General features: G+C 68.0%; 14 protein-coding genes. 8 read left to right on the top strand and 6 right to left on the bottom strand.

What is annotated here, in order from left to right; all coding sequences use genetic code 11:
- The first annotated feature begins 31 nt into the window (after positions 1-31).
- The 8 genes from ACEOAB_RS18120 (at position 32) to cydX (ending at position 10,559) form a co-directional block, all read left to right on the top strand.
- Complete coding sequence (locus tag ACEOAB_RS18120) at positions 32-1,822, top strand: acyl-CoA dehydrogenase (protein ID WP_413750220.1); 1,791 nt, start codon at positions 32-34, stop codon at positions 1,820-1,822.
- Between the two features lie 80 nt (positions 1,823-1,902).
- Positions 1,903-2,865, top strand: coding sequence for an NAD(P)H-dependent flavin oxidoreductase (locus tag ACEOAB_RS18115; RefSeq protein WP_413750221.1), 963 nt, complete (start codon positions 1,903-1,905; stop codon positions 2,863-2,865).
- Positions 2,866-2,924: 59 nt separating this feature from the next.
- Positions 2,925-4,037 carry an acyltransferase family protein gene (locus ACEOAB_RS18110; protein WP_056590935.1) on the top strand — a complete coding sequence of 371 codons (1,113 nt, stop codon included), beginning with the start codon at positions 2,925-2,927 and terminating at the stop codon, positions 4,035-4,037.
- A gap of 156 nt (positions 4,038-4,193) precedes the next feature.
- Positions 4,194-5,882: a thiol reductant ABC exporter subunit CydD gene (gene cydD, locus ACEOAB_RS18105; RefSeq protein WP_495653022.1), complete on the top strand. Its 1,689-nt coding sequence runs from the start codon at positions 4,194-4,196 to the stop codon at positions 5,880-5,882.
- Positions 5,879-7,591 carry an amino acid ABC transporter ATP-binding/permease protein gene (locus tag ACEOAB_RS18100; RefSeq protein ID WP_495653021.1) on the top strand — a complete coding sequence of 571 codons (1,713 nt, stop codon included), beginning with the start codon at positions 5,879-5,881 and terminating at the stop codon, positions 7,589-7,591. The genes cydD and ACEOAB_RS18100 overlap by 4 nt, the downstream gene beginning before the upstream one ends.
- A gap of 38 nt (positions 7,592-7,629) precedes the next feature.
- On the top strand, positions 7,630-9,243 hold the full coding sequence (locus ACEOAB_RS18095; RefSeq protein ID WP_413750460.1) for a cytochrome ubiquinol oxidase subunit I: 1,614 nt from the start codon (positions 7,630-7,632) through the stop codon (positions 9,241-9,243).
- Positions 9,240-10,394: a cytochrome d ubiquinol oxidase subunit II gene (cydB, locus tag ACEOAB_RS18090; protein WP_413750459.1), complete on the top strand. Its 1,155-nt coding sequence runs from the start codon at positions 9,240-9,242 to the stop codon at positions 10,392-10,394. Before ACEOAB_RS18095 ends, cydB begins: the two co-directional genes overlap by 4 nt.
- Before the next feature lie 15 nt (positions 10,395-10,409).
- A complete protein-coding gene (cydX, locus tag ACEOAB_RS18085; RefSeq protein ID WP_007828837.1) occupies positions 10,410-10,559 on the top strand; it encodes a cytochrome bd-I oxidase subunit CydX in 150 nt (49 codons plus the stop codon).
- A 276-nt stretch (positions 10,560-10,835) separates the two neighbouring features.
- On the opposite strand, the gene ACEOAB_RS18080 is transcribed toward cydX, so the two are convergent.
- From ACEOAB_RS18080 to pip, 6 genes are all read right to left on the bottom strand, one after another.
- The gene (locus ACEOAB_RS18080) at positions 10,836-11,417 is read right to left on the bottom strand and encodes a GbsR/MarR family transcriptional regulator (RefSeq protein ID WP_413750458.1); all 582 of its coding nucleotides are present in this window, start codon (positions 11,415-11,417) and stop codon (positions 10,836-10,838) included.
- Between the two features lie 94 nt (positions 11,418-11,511).
- Complete coding sequence (locus ACEOAB_RS18075) at positions 11,512-12,438, bottom strand: DUF2167 domain-containing protein (RefSeq protein WP_413750457.1); 927 nt, start codon at positions 12,436-12,438, stop codon at positions 11,512-11,514.
- A 52-nt stretch (positions 12,439-12,490) separates the two neighbouring features.
- On the bottom strand, positions 12,491-13,177 hold the full coding sequence (locus ACEOAB_RS18070; RefSeq protein WP_056520419.1) for a Fe2+-dependent dioxygenase: 687 nt from the start codon (positions 13,175-13,177) through the stop codon (positions 12,491-12,493).
- A 26-nt stretch (positions 13,178-13,203) separates the two neighbouring features.
- Positions 13,204-15,504: a TonB-dependent receptor gene (locus ACEOAB_RS18065; RefSeq protein WP_495653020.1), complete on the bottom strand. Its 2,301-nt coding sequence runs from the start codon at positions 15,502-15,504 to the stop codon at positions 13,204-13,206.
- Positions 15,505-15,687: 183 nt separating this feature from the next.
- Complete coding sequence (locus ACEOAB_RS18060) at positions 15,688-16,110, bottom strand: cupin domain-containing protein (protein ID WP_007828846.1); 423 nt, start codon at positions 16,108-16,110, stop codon at positions 15,688-15,690.
- 79 nt (positions 16,111-16,189) lie between these two features.
- On the bottom strand, positions 16,190-17,143 hold the full coding sequence (gene pip, locus ACEOAB_RS18055) for a prolyl aminopeptidase (RefSeq protein WP_413748695.1): 954 nt from the start codon (positions 17,141-17,143) through the stop codon (positions 16,190-16,192).
- Positions 17,144-17,168: the final 25 nt, after the last annotated feature.

The following is a 17,168-nucleotide window of genomic DNA, read 5'->3' as shown; positions in this document are numbered from 1 at the left end:
TTTTCGTATCCGCTGTATCTGGAGACAAGACATGAGCTACACCGCCCCCCTCAAGGACATGCTGTTCGACATCGAACACCTGGCCAACATCGGCGAGATCGCCAAGCTGCCGGGCTTCGAAGACGCCGGCCTCGAAACCGCGCAGGCCGTGCTCGAGGAATGCGCGCGCTTCAACCAGGATGTGGTTGCGCCGCTGAACGTGGCGGGCGACCGCAATCCCTCGTCGTTCAAGGACGGCGAGGTCACGACCACGCCGGGCTTCAAGGAGGCCTTCGCGCAGTACGTGTCGGGCGGTTGGCAGGGCCTGCAGCATCCGGCGGACTTCGGTGGCCAGGGCCTGCCCAAGACCATCGGCGCGGCTTGCGGCGAGATGCTCAACTCGGCCAACATGAGCTTCGCGCTGTGCCCGCTGCTGAGCGACGGCGCCATCGAGGCGCTGCTCACGGCCGGCTCCGACGAACTGAAGGCGGTGTACCTCGAGAAGCTCGTGAGCGGCCAGTGGACCGGCACGATGAACCTTACCGAGCCGCAGGCCGGCAGCGACCTCGCCATGGTGCGCAGCCGCGCCGAGCCGCAACCCGACGGCACCTACAAGGTGTTCGGCACCAAGATCTTCATCACCTACGGTGAGCACGACATGGCCGAGAACATCGTGCACCTCGTGCTGGCGCGCGTCAGCGGCGCGCCCGAGGGCGTGAAGGGCATCAGCCTGTTCGTCGTGCCCAAGTTCCTCGTGAACAAGGACGGCTCGCTCGGTGAGCGCAACGACGTGCACTGCGTGAGCATCGAGCACAAGATGGGCATCAAGGCCTCGCCCACCGCCGTGCTCCAGTACGGCGACCACGGCGGTGCCGTCGGCTACCTCGTGGGCCAGGAGAACCGCGGCCTCGAGTACATGTTCATCATGATGAACTCGGCCCGCTACGCCGTGGGCATGCAGGGCATCGCGATTGCCGAGCGCGCCTACCAGCACGCCGTGGCCTACGCCAAGGACCGCGTGCAGAGCCGCCCGGTCGACGGCTCCATCAACGCCAGTGCGCCGATCATTCACCACCCGGATGTGAAGCGCATGCTGATGACGATGCGCGCCTACACCGAAGGCTGCCGCGCGATGGCCTCGGTGGCCGCCGCTGCCTACGATGCCGCGCACCACCATCCCGATGCCGATGCGCGCAAGCAGAACCAGGCCTTCTACGAATTCATGGTGCCGCTCGTGAAGGGTTACAGCACCGAGATGAGCCTCGAAGTGGCATCGCTGGGCGTGCAGGTGCATGGCGGCATGGGCTTCATCGAGGAGACGGGCGCGGCGCAGTACTACCGCGACGCGAAGATCCTCACGATCTACGAAGGCACCACCGCGATCCAGGCCAACGACCTCGTGGGCCGCAAGACGGCGCGCGACGGCGGCCAGACCGCGAAGGCGATTGCCGCGCAGATCGAGAAGACCGAAGCCGAACTCGCCAAGAGCGACAGCCCCGCCGCAGCGGCAGTGCTCAAGCGCCTGAAGGCCGCGCGACTGGCGTTCATCGACGTGGTCGACTTCGTCGCGGGCCAGACCAAGGCTTCGCCCAACGCTGTATTCGCGGGCAGCGTGCCCTACCTGATGCTCGCTGGCAACGTGGTGGCCGGCTGGCAGCTTGCGCGCTCGCTGATCATTGCGCAGGACCTTGCCTCGCGCAGCTTCGATACCGACTTCATGCTGGCGAAGATCGCCACCGCGCGCTTCTATGCCGAGCACATCCTCAACAAGGTGCCGGGCATGCGCGACAGCATCGTGGACGGCGCCGAGAGCGTCACGGCGCTCGCGCTCGACGCTTTTTGAGCCCCGCCCCGTGTCGCCCAGCTGACGGGCGACAGGGGCTCCTCTCTCTTATAAAACCGACATCCATTTCCGGAGACAACATGTCCAAGCTACCCCCCGTCCTCGCGAACCTGCCGCTGCCGATCATCGGCTCGCCGCTGTTCATCATCAGCAACCCCAAGCTCGTGATTGCGCAATGCAAGGCCGGCGTGGTCGGCTCGATGCCCGCGCTCAACGCGCGTCCCGCGGCGCAGCTGGAAGACTGGCTCGCGGAGATCACCGAGGAGCTCGCGGCCTACAACAAGGCCAATCCGGACAAGCCCGCCGCGCCGTTCGCCATCAACCAGATCGTGCACAAGAGCAATGACCGCCTCGAGCACGACATGGAAATGGTCGTGAAGTACAAGGTGCCGATCGTCATCACCTCGCTGGGCGCACGCACCGACGTGAACGACGCGGTGCACAGCTACGGCGGCGTGACGCTGCACGACATCATCAACAACAAGTTCGCGCAGAAGGCGATCGAAAAGGGCGCCGACGGCATCATCGCCGTGGCGGCGGGTGCCGGCGGCCACGCGGGCGTGAAGAGCCCGTTCGCGCTGGTGCAGGAAATCCGCCAGTGGTTCGACGGCCCGATCGCGCTGTCGGGCTCCATCGCCAACGGCGGTGCGGTGCTCGCCGCGCAGGCCATGGGCGCCGACTTCGCCTACATCGGCACCGCCTTCATCGCGACCGAGGAAGCGCGTGCCAGCGAAGACTACAAGCAGGCCATCGTCGACGGCACCTCGGACGACATCGTCTATTCGAGTCTCTTCACCGGCGTGCACGGCAACTACCTCGCGCCCAGCATCGTCAAGGCCGGCATGGACCCGGCCAACCTGCCCGAGGGCGACGTGAAGACCATGAACTTCGGCGGCGGCGATGGCAGCAAGGCCAAGGCCTGGAAGGACATCTGGGGCTCGGGCCAGGGCATCGGCGCCGTGACCGAAGTGGCGAGCGCCGCGGCCTTCATCGAGAAGCTCAAGCGCGAATACCAGGAAGCAAGGCAACGGCTCGCGCTTTGACTTCCGCCGCGAACGGCGCGGCGCCTGCTGCCGGCGCGCCGTCGTCATCCGTGGGGCGCATGCCGCTGCTCGATGCGGCAAAGGGCATCGCCTGTGCGGTGATCGTTGGACACCATCTTTCGCGCTACGGCCCGATGCCGGCCGGCGCGTATGCGCTCGCGCCCGATTTCTTCGCCTGGCTGGCCGACGAGGGTCGGCTGGCGGTGCAGGTGTTCCTCGTGATCGCCGGCTTCCTGGCGGCCGCCAGCCTTGCGCCGGACGGCCTGCTGCGCGTGGAGCGGCCGGTGACGCGCATCCTGCAGCGCTATGGGCGGCTGGTCATGCCATACCTTGCTGCGCTCACGGTCTGCGTGCTGGTCGCGGCGGTGGTGCGGCCATGGCTCGACGAGGAGGTGGTGCCTGCGGCGCCGACCTTCGGGCAGTTGGTCGCGCATGGATTGCTGCTGCAGGACCTGCTGGGCTTCGAGTCGCTGTCGACGGGTGTCTGGTACGTCGCCATCGACTTCCAGCTGTTCGCGCTGGCGTTGCTGCTGGTGGGCTTGCCCTCGATGCTGCAGCGCTCTAGCGGCTTGCCGCCGCCGGGCGCGCAGGTGCGCTGGATGCCCGTGGCGCTGGTGATTGGCCTGGCCGTGGCTTCGCTCGTGCTCTTCAACCGCAATGCGGGGCTGGACGACACCGCCTTCTATTTCTTCGGAACCTACGGCCTTGGCATGCTGGTGTTCTGGATCGGCCGCGCCACGCGCGCCAGCACCTGGCAGAGCGCCGTCGCGCTGATGGCGCTGATGGGAGCGGGCGCGCTCGCCCTCGACTGGCGCAGCCGCATCGCGACCGCGCTGGTCACGGCGCTGCTGCTGGCCGTCGCGCAGCGCCGGAACTGGCTGTCGCCGCCCCATTGGCCTGCCGTGGCCATGCCGTTGCTGCGGCTGGGGCGCATGTCTTACTCGCTGTTCCTGATCCACTTCCCGGTGCTGCTCGCCATGAATGCGGCGGTCGCGAATTCCGGGCCGCACGGCGCGTGGTTCGATGCGGCCGGCCTCGTGGCGACCTTCGGCCTGTCGGTGGCCGCGGCGGCGCTGCTGTATCGCTGGGTGGAAGCGCGCCCGGCCTCGTGGCGCGCGGTCTTCGCGCTGTTTGCCGCACTGCTGGTCAGCGGAATAGTCGTTTCTCATTAAAGGTCAGGCGCGCCAGCGCAGGCGCACTGGCCGAATCTTCCTGAATCGGTTGCGCTCGGGCGCGGGAGCGTGCAGTCTGCGGGCTCGTCAGTCGCTCCCGTCTCCGGTATGATTGTGGAAATTTCAGTAAATACTGAAAATACACGAAAACAAGGAATGACCAAGCACTCGCCACCCCGATCGCCGCTGCGGGCTTTCGCGTCGCCCGACGTCGGCGGGATGGTGCAGGGCGCCGCGGCGCTGTTCTGGCTGCCGCAGGCGGCGCTGCTGGCGATGGCGGTGCAGGGGCTGGCGTCGGGTCGCGGCTTGGCGGCCGTGGCCTGGCCCGCCGGTGCGATCCTGTTGCTCGGGCTGCTGCGTGCAGGCTGCGAGGCCTGGGGCGCGCGCCGGACCTTCGCCCGGGCGCGCGCGCAGCTCACGGCGCTGCGTGCGCAAACGGCAGCGGCGCTGGCCGGCGGCTCGCCGCTGGATCGCGGCCGCGCGCCTTCCGGGCTGGCCGCCAGCGTGCTCGCCGAGCAGGCCGAGGCGCTGGTGCCGTACCTCGTGCGCTACCAGCCCGCGCGCTGGCGCGCGACGGTGGTGCCGATCTTCATCCTGTGCGCGGTGGCCGCCTTTTCGTGGGTGGCCGCGCTGGTGCTGCTGGTCGCTGCGCCGCTCATTCCGGTCTTCATGGCTATCGTCGGCTGGCGCGCCAAGGCGGCGAGCGAGGCGCAGATGGTGGAGATGGGCGGCATGAATGCGTTCCTGCTCGACCGGCTTCGCGGGCTGGCGACGCTGCGTGCGCTCGATGCGGTGGAGGCCACGGCGCAGCGGCTGGACGACGCCGCGCAATCCCTGCGCCGGCGGACGATGGCGGTGCTGCGCATTGCGTTTCTCTCGTCGGCCGTGCTGGAGCTTTTCTCGGCGCTGGGTGTGGCGATGGTGGCCGCGTACGTCGGTTTTCACTTGTTGGGCACGCTCGGCTTCGGCACCTGGGGCCGGCAGCTGAGCCTGGGCGAGGGGCTGTTCGTGCTGCTGCTGGCGCCGGCATTCTTCGAGCCATTGCGCGAGTTGTCGGCGGTCTGGCATGACCGGGCTGCAGGCGAAGCGGCGCTGGAGGCGCTCGACCGGTTGCAGCGCAACGAACTGCCGCTGCCCGGTGCGAACGCTTCGCTGACGCGCGCAGCGATGTCTCCGACCGGCGGGGCACCGGCTGTCGCCGTCCGCAACCTGCATTTCTCCTGGCCCGGTGAGCCGCAAGAAGTCTTCGAAGGCTTCGAGCTTCGCATCGCGGCCGGCGAACACGTCGCGTTGATGGGGCCCAGCGGCTCGGGCAAGACCGCCTTGCTGTCCTTGCTCGCAGGCCTCGTGCCCGCGGCGCGTGGCGAGATCTCGGTCGGCGGCGTGGTGCTCACGGATCGCACGGTGGCGGCGCTGCGCCAGCGCATGGCATGGATGGGCCAGGCGCCGCACGTCTTCGCCGGCTCGGTCAGGACCAATGTGGCATTGGGGCGCGCGGAGGCGGGCACCTCGGAGGTCGTCGAGGCGATGCGCTTCGCATCGCTCGACGCTGTGGCGCAGGCGCATCCCGGCGTGACGCTCGGAGAGGGCGGCCATGGCCTGTCCGGCGGAGAAGCCGTGCGGCTCGCGCTCGCACGCATCGCGGTGCATCCGCATGCCGACCTGCTTCTGGTGGACGAACCGACGGCCCACCTCGACACCGAAACGGCCGAGCGCGTGGCCGATGCGCTGGTGGCGCTGGCGCACGGCAAGACCCTCGTCGTCGCCACGCACGACCCGGTGCTGGCTGCGCGCATGGACCGTGCGGTGAACCTTGGCACCGAAACGATGGAGAAGGCCGCATGAAGGCGTCGCCTCTCTTTGCTTCGAACTGGAGCGATCTGCGCCTGGTGCTGCGCCCATTCTTTGCCGCGCAGCCGCGTCCCCTGCTGCTGGGCTGCCTGCTCGCGGCAGTCACCGTGCTTGCAGGCATGGCACTGCTGGGGCTTTCGGGCTGGTTCATCACCGCGACCGCATTGGCCGGCCTTCATGCAGCCACCGCCTTCACCTTCGACGTGTTCATGCCGTCGGCCGGCATCCGCTTGCTGGCGCTCGGCCGCACGGCATCGCGCTACGGCGAGCGGCTGGTGACACACGACGCGACCTTCGCCGTGCTCGCCGCGCTGCGCGTTCGCCTGTTCCGCGGCTGGGCCAAGGCCGAGGCGGCGCGCGAACTGCTGATGCGCCCGGCCCGCCTGCTGTTTCGCCTGACGGCCGACATCGATGCGCTGGAGTCGCTCTACCTTCGCCTGTTCGTGCCGGCCGCCGCCGCATTGGGCGCCGCATCGCTGGCCGGCCTCGTGCTCGGCTTCATGCACGCCGGCATGGGCATCGCGCTGATGCTCTGGCTCGTGGTCGTCGGCTGGGGCATCGCGTTCCTCGTCGCAAGGCGCGCGCGCCGGCCGGCCGTGCGACGGGCGCATGCCATGGAAGCGCTGCGCGCACGCGCGGTCGACCTCGTGGCGGGGCAGGCCGACCTGGTGATGGCAGGCCGCGTCGGCGCACAGCGCGAGGCATTGATGAATGCCGACATGCATCTCGCCAAGGCCGACCTCGCGCTGAACAAGCTCGAAGCGGCTGCTGGTTTGGCCTATGGCAGCGCAAGCACCCTGACCCTCGTCGGCGTGCTGCTGGCTGTCGGCGTGCTGGCAGGCGAGGGCGTCATCGGCGCGCCCGCCGCGGCGCTGGCGTTGCTGGTGGCGCTCACTGCGGCCGAACCTTTCGCGGCCTTGCGCCGTGGTGCGCTCGATGCGGGCCGCACGTGGCTGGCGGTGCGGCGCCTTGCGCCGCGCATGACTGCTGAAGGTAATGAGGTTGCCGCGACGTACGAGCGCGACGCGGCCTTCGCAGTGCAGCTGAAGGGCGTCACGGTGGTTCACCCCGGCAGCCGCACGCAAGTGTTGCGCGACGTGTCGCTGACCCTGAACGCGGGCGAGCGCGTCGCACTGATCGGCGCAAGCGGCGCCGGAAAGTCCACGCTGCTCGCAGCGATCGCCAACGAGATCACGCCGCAGTCCGGCAGCACGAGCGCGCAGCCCGCATGCCTGCTCACGCAGCGCACCGAACTGTTCCAGGACAGCCTGCGCGACAACCTCCGCCTTGCAGCCCCCGACGCCACCGACGACCAGTTGCACGCCGCCCTGCGCGCCGCAGGTCTCGAGAGCGACGTGCGCGCGATGGCCGCGGGCCTCGGCACCCGCCTCGGCGAAGGTGGCCTCGGCCTCTCGGGCGGGCAGTCGCGCCGGCTCGCACTGGCCCGCCTGCTGCTGCGCCCCGTGCCGCTCTGGCTGCTCGACGAACCGACCGAAGCGCTCGATGCCGCGACCGCGCACGACGTTCTGCATCGCCTTGCGCAACACGCCGGCCGGAGCACCTTGCTGATCGCCACGCACCTGCGCCGCGAAGCCGCGCTGGCCGACCGCATCGTGTGCATGAACCAGGGCTGCATCACCGCCGACCTGCGGCGCGGCAGCGGTGCCTTCGACGCTGCGCTGCGCAGCCTGCGGCCGGATTGATTTCAGAACGGGAAAACAGGGAACACAAAGGAAGACTCATGGACCTCGACATCGTCGCGCTATCGCGCCTGCAGTTCGCCGTCACGGCGCTGTATCACTTCCTGTTCGTGCCGCTGACGCTCGGGCTTTCGATCATCCTTGCCATCATGGAGACGGTCTACGTGATGACCGGCCGCACGATCTGGCGCGACATGACGAAGTTCTGGGGCGTGCTGTTCGGCATCAACTTCGCAATGGGCGTGGCCACCGGCATCGTGATGGAGTTCCAGTTCGGCATGAACTGGAGCTACTACAGCCACTACGTCGGCGACATCTTCGGCGCGCCGCTGGCCATCGAGGGGCTCATGGCCTTCTTCATGGAGGCCACCTTCGTCGGGCTGTTCTTCTTCGGCTGGGACAAGCTCTCGAAGGTGGGCCACCTCATTGCGACCTGGGCCGTGGCCATCGGCTCGAACTTCTCGGCGCTGTGGATCCTGATCGCCAACGGCTGGATGCAGAACCCCGTGGGCGCGGCCTTCAACCCGCAGACCATGCGCATGGAAGTGACCGACTTCGCCGCGGTGCTGACCAACCCGGTGGCGCAGGCCAAGTTCGTGCACACCGTGTCGGCGGGGTACGTGTGCGCGGCCGTGTTCGTGCTCGGCGTGTCGGCCTGGTATGTGCTCAAGGGCCGTCATCTCGAACTCGCGAAGCGCTCGATGACCGTCGCGGCCTCCTTCGGCCTGGCCGCGGCGCTGTCGGTGGCGGTGCTCGGCGACGAGAGCGGCTACCTCTCGGGCGAACACCAGAAGATGAAGCTGGCCGCCATCGAGGCCATGTGGGAAACGCAGCCCGCGCCCGCCGCCTTCACAGTCATCGGGTTTCCCGACCAGGAGGCGCGCGAGACGCACTACGCCATCCACGTCCCGGCGGTGATGGGCCTGATCGGCACGCGCTCGCTCGACACCGTGATGCCCGGCATCGACGAATTGGTGAAGCGCGCCGAAGCCCGCATCCGCGAAGGCCTCAAGGCCTACGACGCGCTGCAGAAGATCCGCGAAGCCGGCGGCACAGGCAAGGTGACGCAGGGCGTGCGCGGCGACTTCGAGGACAACGGCATCAACATGGGCTACGCGCTGCTGCTCAAGCGCTACGTGGACGACCCGCGCACCGCCACCGACGAGCAGATCGCCAAGGCCGCGTGGGACACCGTGCCGCAGGTGGCGCCGCTGTTCTGGCTGTTCCGCGTGATGGTGGGCATCGGCGTGCTGCTGATCGTGCTGACCGCCACCTTCTTCGTTCTGTCGGCACGCCGCAGGCTCGACCGCTACCGCTGGCTGCTGAAGCTCGCCGTGTTCGCGATTCCGCTGCCGTGGATCGCCATCGAATCGGGCTGGCTGGTGGCGGAGTTCGGCCGCCAGCCGTGGGTGATCGAGGGCGTGCTGCCGACCGCGGTGGCCGTGTCGAACCTCGGGGTGAAGACGCTGCTGCTCACGCTCGCGGGCTTCATCGCGATCTACAGCACGCTGCTCGTCATCGAGATGAAGCTGATGCTCAAGGCCATCCGCAAGGGGCCCGAAGCCGAGCACGCGCCCGACGAGGGCGACACCCGCTCGCATGTTCCGCCGGCGCACGCGAGCGCCGCTGTTGCCACCACCAGGAGCGCCGCATGATCCTCCACACACTCCTCGACTACGACACCCTTCGCATCATCTGGTGGCTGCTGATCGGCGTGCTGCTGGTGGGCTTTGCAGTGACCGACGGTTTCGACCTGGGCAGCGGCATGCTGCTGCCTTTCGCGGCGCGCAACGACATCGAGCGCCGCGTCGTCATCAATAGCGTGGGACCGGTGTGGGAGGGCAACCAGGTGTGGCTGATCCTCGGCGGCGGCGCGATCTTCGCGGCGTGGCCGCAGCTGTACGCCGTGTCGTTCTCGGGCTTCTACCTGGCGATGTTCGTGATTCTCACGGCGCTGATCCTGCGGCCCGTGGCCTTCAAGTTCCGCAGCAAGCGCGAGTCGCCGCAATGGCGCGCGCGCTGGGACGGCGTGCTGTTCTTCAGCGGCTTCGTGCCCGCATTGATCTGCGGCGTGGCCGTGGGCAACGTGCTGCAGGGCGTGCCGTTCCGCTTCGGGAGCGATATGCACATCTTCTACGACGGCGGCTTCTTCGGCCTGCTGAATCCGTTCGCCGTCCTGTGCGGCCTGGTGTCGGTGGCGATGCTCGTGATGCACGGCGCTTCGTGGCTGCTGCTGAAGACGGCGGGTCCGGTGGCCGAGCGTGCGCGCAGCTACGGCATGGTCGCCGCGGTGCTCACCATCGCACTGTATGCGCTGGCCGGCGTGCTGCTGGCGACGAACATCGGCGGCTACCGTATCAGCAGCGTGGTCGATGCGGTAGGACCGTCGAACCCGATGTTGAAGACTGTCGAGCTGCATGCCGGTGCATGGACCGCCAACTATGCGGCGCATCCGTGGACATGGGCCGCCCCGGTTGCGGGCTTCGTCGGCGCGCTGGGTGCACTGCTCGGCCTCGCGCTGCGCCGCCCGGTGCTCGCGCTGCTGGCTGCGGCGCTCGGCATCGCCGGCATCATCCTCAGCGTGGGGGCGTCGATGTTCCCGTTCATCCTGCCGTCGTCGATCGATCCGCGCGCGAGCCTCACGGTGTGGGACTCGTCGTCGAGCCACCTCACGCTGTTCATCATGCTGGTGGTCACGGCCTTCTTCATTCCCCTGATCGTGGCCTACACCAGCTGGGTCTACCACGTGCTGTGGGGCAAGGTAGACGAACAGGCGATCCGCGACGAGAGCGGTCACGCCTACTGAACGGAGGAAAAAAAGATGTGGTACTTCGCCTGGATCCTCGGCCTGCCGCTGGCAGCCGCTTTCGCCGTACTCAATGCGATGTGGTACGAACTCATGGACGACGACGCCATCCGCAGGGAGAAGCTCGAGATGCCTGAAGCGCCGCAGGGGCAGGAGCGGCTTTGAGCTTTGAGAGTCCGGGGTACGTGCACAGGCCACCGGGTACTCCCCTCCGCGAATGTCCCCCGGCCTTCGGCCTCCTCCTTTATTTCGCTGCGGGGAGCACCCGGTGCCCTGTGCACGATGGGCGCGGCGGTTGTGCAGGCCGATCAACCGATGCTCTGAACGATCACGCCGATGGGGTGCCTTGCGCAGCGAAATAAAGGAGGAGGCCGCAGGCCGGGGGACATTCGCGGAGCAAGGTACCCCGTCGGCGTGAGCGCGCCCCGAACAGAGCTCCCTTCAACCCGCCGGCTTTTTATTCTTCGCCGAGCTCCCCGTGATGCGGTCCTTGAGCGTCAGCACCTTCGTCACCGTCGCCCCCATGCCCATGAGCTTCATGGCGGTCTCGGGCGCGAGCCGCTGCACGTCGTCGAACCATTTCATCAGCCGGTCGATCAGGTCGTGCATCTCGCGCATGCGCTCCTGCGCGTGGCGTTCGGCGTCGCTGGTGGGTGATTCGAGCAGCGCGTTGCGCAGCATCGAGAGCGTGGGTTCGATCTCGCGGCGGCGGCGCTCCTCGGCCAGCACGCGAAAGATTTCCCACACGTCCGAAGGCGCTTCGAAGTATTCGCGCCGGTCACCCGCGTGATGCCGCAGGTGCACCAGCCGCCAGGCCTGCAATTCCTTCAGGCCCATGCTGACGTTCGAGCGTGAGAACTCGAGCAGCTCGGCGATCTCGTCTGCGTTGAGCGCGCGCTCCGACAGGAAGATCAGCGCATAGATCTGCCCGACGGTGCGGTTGATGCCCCATTTGCTGCCCATTTCGCCGAAGTGCGCGACGAACTGGCGGTTGAGGGGAGGGAGGTCGGAGGAGGTGGCCATGCGCGAATTGTCGCGCCGGATTGCTGGAATTCCGGGATGTTCTGAAAACTCAATCCGGCGGCGCCTCCGCGGTCCTTCGGCGCGGCTCGTTCGCTCAGGCCTTCTTCTTGAACAGCTTCGCAATGCCCCAGAGCGCCGCACCGCCCGCCACCACCGCCAGCTTCGCGAACTTGGCCAGGAAGGCCAGCGCAATCGCAAACAGACCCAGCTTCTTCACCGCCACGCCAGCCACCAGCGCGGCCAGGCCGTAGGCGGCGACCTTGTCGGTCGATGAATTGAAGTCCGCGTACTTCTTGCCGTCGTCGTACTGGATCGCAGCCAGCAGCTTGCTGGCGTCGGGCTTGTACTTGTCGAGGTCCTTGGCGTTGGTGATGAGGTTCAGGCTCAGGTAGCCGTCGCGGCCCAGCGCGTAGGTGTTGTAGTTGACGCCCTGGCTGCCGTCGGTGCTGCCCTTGCGCTGGGACAGGGCCGACCACACGAGGCGGTGCGATGCGGCTTCGTACTGCGGCTTCTGCGCCCAGCCCGTCACCTCGATGGCGGGGATGCCGCGCTTGGCGCGCTCCTCGTTCGCGGCTTCGGTGCCTTCCTTCAGGCTCTTGAGCAGGTCGTCGGCGTTCCAGTCCTTCGCGTCGTCGTCCTTGATGTAGCCCTCTTTCACGAACTTCACGACGGCCATCCAGTCGGCGTCGTCGGCGGGGAAGATCGCGCCGACGAAGGTGTCGTCGGTGCGGTTGCCCATGCTGCGCATCAACTGCGCGGCGGCGGGCGTAGGCACCCACACATAGCCCGCGGGCAGCTGAAGGTGGGCCTGGTCGCGCAGCACGATGTCGGCGGGGCCGACCTTCTGCACGGCCTTGGCCGCCTTGAAGGCGGCGTCCTGCTCGGCTTCCAGTGAACTGGCGGTCGAAGCGGGGGTGGCCGGGGTGGTGCTGGTCGGCGATGCGGCGTGGCCGGTGTGGGCCACGAAAGCGGCGCACGCGAGCAGTACGCCGGCCGTCAGGCGGGTGGTTTGAATACGCAAGTTCTCTCTCCTCGGTTGTTGTATGTCTGGTGAGCCGGGAGAGTTTAAAGAACTAGGTGTCGCTCCACTTTCTAAGCAGGTTGTGGTACGTGCCTACGAGCGTGCGGCGCGCCGATTCGTCGGCGCCGCTCTGGTTGAGCCGCTGGATCGCGTTGTCCATGTCGAACAGCAGCGCGCGGTCGCCCGCGTCGCGCACGAGGCTCTGCACCCAGAAGAAACACGCGACGCGCACGCCGCGCGTGATGGGCGTTACCTGATGCAGGCTGGTGGCGGGGTAGAGCACCATGTCGCCGGCCGCGAGCTTCACGGTCTGCATGCCGTGCGTGTCTTCCATCTGCAGCTCGCCGCCGTCGTAGCTGTCGGCGTCCGACAAGAACAGCGTGGCCGACAGGTCGGTGCGCAGCTTGCGGCCGGTGCGCGGGTCGATGCGCACGCCGCCGTCCACATGCAGGCCGAAGCGCATGCCTTCGCTGTAGCGGTTGAACATCGGCGGGTACAGCAGGTTCGGCAGTGCCGCGCTGATGAAGGTCGGGTGGCGTTCGAGCGCGCTCGCCACGATGGACTGGCATTCGTGCGCCACCGCCGAGCCTTCGTCGATCTGCTGGTTGAACTTGACCGGCGCGCCCTGGTGGCCCGCGGTGACGCGGCCGTCGACCCACGCATCGCCGGCCGCGTCGAGGCGCGCTCGAACTGCCGCGAGCGCTTCGCGGTCCAGGACGCCGGGAATGCAGACCAGCATGGCGAATCGTTTTCTTCTTCAGGGCCTCAAAGGCGGTAGGTGAGCGACAGCGTGGCGGCGCGGCCCGAGCCCGGCACCGCACGGCCGCCGTCGGAGGGGATCAGCGCGTCGTAGTAGTGGCGGTTGGCCAGGTTGAACAGGTTCAGCCGGATGTCGTACTTGGGCTGATGGTAAGCCACCATCGCGTCGAGGCGCGCGTAGCCGCCGACCTGCACGAGGTTGGTGTTGTTCGCGAAGCGCTTCGCGCTGTAGGTGGTGCCGCCGCCGATCTCCCATTCAGGCGTGATGGCGTAGGTGGCCCACAGGCTGGCCGCGTCCTTCGGCGTGTTGGCGGGCGTCTTGCCGAGCGTGCCGGGCGCGATGCCGTTGACGATGGTGGCGTCCAGGTGCGTGTAGGCGCCGAACAGCTGCAGCTTGTCGGTCACCCGGCCCGCGACACCGGCGCGCGCGCCGTTCACGCGCACCGTGCCGGTCGCGCTGTAGGTGCCGTCGCTGTTCTGCGAACGCGCGTTGGTCTGGGTGATCTGGAAGGCGGCCGCGGTCAGCGAGAGGTTGCCGTCGTTCAGGTCCCACTTGCCGCCGAGTTCGTAGGCCTTGTTCTTCTGCGGCGGCAGCGGCTGCGTGGCACCCGTGGTGGCGACGAGCTGTTCGAGCGAGGGGTTGAACGAGGTGCTGTACGACACGTAGTACGACTGCGAGGGCGTGGGCTGCCAGATCGCGCCGGCGCGCACGCTGGTGAAGTCGACGGTCTGGCTTTCGCTGGCGAGCGTGGTCGCGGTCGGGATGCTGTTGTAGACGCTTGCGCGGTAGTGGTCCTGCCGCACGCCGGCCACCAGTTTCCATTGGGGGCTCAGCTCGATGGTGTCGTTGACGTAGCCGGCCACTGTGGTGGCGCTGGCTGTGGCGAGGTTGCCGGCCAGGGTGGGCGCGGTGCTCGGCGTGTTGCCCTGGTACGGCGCGAGCAGCGGCGAGCATGTCGCGTAGCCGCTGGTGCCGCCCGCCGGATTCAGCGCCACGCCGTTGCAGGTGCCGTTGCGGTAGTAGGTCTGGTTGTCGTAGGTGTCGTGGCCCAGTTCCAGGCCCGCGAGCAGGGTGTGCTTGACCGAGCCGGTGGTGAACTTCGTGTTGAGCTCGGTCAGGTTGAACAGCGACTTGTCGTGGATCGTGCGGTCATGGCTTTGCTGGCGCACCCACAGGCTGCTCAGCGGCAGCGACGAGAACGCGGCCGCGGGCGCGGCCGTGGTGCCGGTGGACAGCGGCGTGAACACGCCCTTGGTCGACAGCGTGCCGATGCCCTGCGGCGCGGTCTCGCGCGCGTCGGTGGTCACGTCGTTGTACTGCGTCTGGTTGCGGATCGACGTGTCGGGCGTGAGCTTGTGCTGGACCACGGCGCTGAAGGCCTGGATGTCGGAGATCGTGCGGTCGTCGCTGAAGCCGTAGGCCGTGTCGCGGTCGACCTTGGCCGGGCGGCCGTTGAGCGGCGGCACGCCGTAGTCGGGCTGGTCGCGGTTGTGCTGCACCAGCGCCGAGAGCGTGACCTGCGTCGGCGTGTTGATGCCGAATTTCAGCGAGGCGTCGAGGCCGAAGTCCTTCAGCTTCGTCTGTTCGCGCGTGCTGGCGTCGCCCTGCTGGCCCATGGCCGCGATGCGGAAGGCCGAGGTGTCGGACAGCGGGCGGTTGACGTCGATCGTCGAACGCACGAGGCCCGTCGTGCTGGCCGACACCGAGACCTCGCCCGCGGGCGTGAGCGAAGGCTTCTTCGTGACCTGGTTGATCACGCCGCCGGTGGAGCCGCGGCCGAACAGCATCGACGAGGGGCCCATCAGCACCTCGACCGATTCGAGCGCGAAGGTGTCGCGGTAGTACTGGGCGCGGTCGCGGGCGCCGTCGAGGTAGACGTCGGTGCGCGCCGAGAAGCCGTTGAGGTTGATGTTGGTGCCGATCTGCCCGCCCTCGGCGCCGCCGATGGTCAGGCCCGGCACGTTGCGCAGCGCGCTCGCGAGCGAGGTGGCGCCTTGCGACTGCATCACGGCCTGGTTGATGACGGTGACGGACTGCGGCGCATCGCGCAGGTCGGCCGGCAGGCGGTTGAGCGAGGCGGGGTTGGCACCGAAGCCGGTCTTGTCCTGCGCATCCTGGACCTGCACTTCGCGCAGCGTGGTGGGCACGGAGGTGCCGGCAGCGGGCGAGGGCTGGGGGGCGGGCGAGGACGCGGCGGGCTGCGCGACCTGTTGAGCGAACGCCGAGGGAAGGGAGGAAGCGCACAGGCCGAGCAGGGCCAGTGCGATGGGCGTGCGGCGACGCATCGGGCGGGTGGGGGGAGTCATCGTGGAACCTTCGGGAGGACGCAAACAAAAGCGTCGGCCGGGATTCTGACTGCGAATCACTCTTGTTTGACGCTTTCCTCGCCCGATGTTTGGCCGAGGAGACAGCCCGCCGTCTTTACGTGCGAGGTCAGGTTGTAGACAGGTTGTTCGGCGTATAAGCCGCCTGCCGGTAGCCGTGCGGCTCTACTTCCAGGGCGTCGGCGGCGGAATCTCGCACACCGGCTCCACGTCGACGCTCTTGAAGTCCGCCGGCGAGACGATTTCCAGGTACTCCATGTCGGGCGAGTAGTCGAACAGGAAGTGCCGGATGCCTGGCCGCTGGTGCACCACGTCGCCGGCTTCGACCAGCGTTTCCTTGTCCTCGTACATGAAGCGGGCCCAGCCCTTGACCATGATCACGATCTGGAAGTCCGCCTCATGGCGGTGCCAGCCCGTGCCCGTTTCCGGTGCCATGTTGGCCTTGACCAGATGCGCGATTACCTTGCCGTTGGTGGCTTCGGCAATACCCAGGTCGCGATAGAGAAAAAAGTCACGCAAACCACCCGATACGAACTCGGTGTCACCGGGCTTCACATGGGAGAACTGGGTGGCGGTACGGTCCGGCATGGGGCGCTCCTTCGCAGGTGATGGGTGTTGCGGTGCAACACGCATAAAGCGTTCCCAGGTCGGGCCGGCCAGGCGCGATTCAGCGGCCTGCGAAACTGTCGGTCGCGCGCAGCAGCCGGTCGAGGATGCCGGGCTCCGAGTAGGCATGCCCCGCGCCCTCGATCAGGTGGAACTCGGCCTCGGGCCAGGCCTTGTGGAGCGCCCAGGCGTAGCGCGCGGGGCAGGGCATGTCGTAGCGGCCGTGCACGATCACGCCGGGGATGCCGTGCAGCTTGTGCGCGTCGCGCAGCAGCTGGCCGTCTTCGAGCCAGGCGTCGTGCACGAAGTAGTGGTTCTCCAGCCGCGCGAAGGCCAGCGCGAAATGATCGTCGGCATGCGTCTCGGCGAGCGCGGGGTTCGGCAGCAGGGTGATGGTCTCGCCCTCCCACACGCTCCAGGCGCGAGCCGCCTCGATGCGCGCCACCGGATCGTCGCCGGTCAGGCGCTTGCGGTAGGCCGCGATCATGTCGCCGCGTTCGGCCTCGGGAATGGGCGCCTGGAACTTCTCCCACTTGTCGGGGAACATCTCCGACACGCCGAACTGGTAGTACCACTGCAGCTCGGCGCGGGTCACGGTGTAGATGCCGCGCAGCACCAGTTCGCTCACGCGCTCGGGGTGCTTCTGCGCATAGGCGAGGGCGAGCGTGGAGCCCCACGAGCCGCCGAACACCAGCCAGCGATCGACGCCCACGCGCTCGCGCAGGCGCTCGATGTCGGCCACCAGATGCCAGGTGGTGTTGGCCTCCAGGCCGGCGTGCGGCTGCGACTGGCCGCAGCCGCGCTGGTCGAACAGCATCAGGTCGTAGCGCGCCGGATCGAACAGCCGCCGGTGCTCGGGCGAGATGCCGCCGCCGGGCCCGCCATGCAGGAAGACCGCCGGCTTGGCGCCGGGCGTGCCCACGCGTTCGTAGCGGATGCGGTGGCCGTCGCCCACGTCGAGCATGCCGGTTTCGTAGGGTTCGATCGGGGGGTACAGCTGGTGCAGGTCGGGCATCGATGGTTCTCCTTTGGCGGGTGTT

The organism is Variovorax sp. Varisp53, assembly GCF_059491555.1.
This window is presented reverse-complemented; position numbering and strand designations above follow the sequence as displayed.